Here is an 872-nt window from a genome sequence, read left to right on the forward strand (position 1 = left end):
TTGTCGCATCCAGTTCTTCAAGACAAACCACCAATGTTCAATCTTGTTTAAGTCAGGAGAATAGGGCGGTAGATACCACACCTCACATCCTGCTGCTGCCACGATTTCTTCAATGTAGTGTGAGCGGTGAAAACTCGCATTATCAATGACGATGGCATCACCGGGTTGCAATTGGGGCAAGAGGCATTGCTCTAACCACAGCTCGAACAAGTCTCGGTTGCAGGAGCCTGTAAAGGTCAAAGGCGCAATCAGCTTTCCTTGGCATAGTGCTGCAATCCAACTGACTCGCTCGGTGCGTTTGCCTGATCTGAGGGCATGAAACCGCTCTCCAATCTTGCAATAGCCATAGGGATAATCCTCTCGGTTATCCATTCCTGCTTCATCGACGTACACCAGTTGACGGGCAGATTTTGTCTTTAATCGTTCTTGGAACTCCTGCCGCTTAAGGTCATCTCGCTCTCGGTAGCCGTAAGTCTTTTTTTTCGACTCAATCCCAGCTTACGCAACGCATCACTGATATTTTGCTGGCTCACCTTGTCGCCCCATAACTTTGCCATTTGCCCTTGAGTCTTCCCGCCATGTTGTTGAGCAAACTCACGAAACCGTTGCCAGTCCGTAATCTTATGGCGATTACCCTGCTGATAACGGGTAATCGCTTGAGCGCTGCCAGTTTCTGCTTTTCGTTTCAGCCACAGGTCGAGGGTGTTGCGGCTGATCTTCAACATCCGACTGACCTCCGTCTTGCGTTCTCCTCGCTCGACGGCAGCAATCGCTTTTTGGCGCAGGTCTTCACTATAGGGGGCAGGCATACGGGTTACTTGATGTTCTTCTTTCCCAATTGTATGTCTCAACACGAATTTGTAGAGCTATAC

At 49.4% G+C, this 872-nt stretch carries 1 protein-coding gene; it reads right to left on the bottom strand.

Annotated elements, in window-relative coordinates:
* Nucleotides 1-809, bottom strand: a protein-coding gene (locus AB3R30_RS26910) for an IS630 family transposase (RefSeq protein WP_458652276.1) whose coding sequence is annotated in 2 segments (ribosomal slippage) — nt 1-480 and nt 483-809 — 807 coding nt annotated over the 2 segments. Because the reading frame shifts where the segments join, the coding sequence is not laid out codon by codon here. This gene is flagged as partial in the annotation.
* Nucleotides 810-872 lie beyond the last annotated feature (63 nt).

It is taken from the genome of Sivoneniella epilithica UHCC 1019, assembly GCF_040830845.1.
Classification (GTDB): Bacteria; Cyanobacteriota; Cyanobacteriia; order Leptolyngbyales; family Leptolyngbyaceae; genus ULC077BIN1.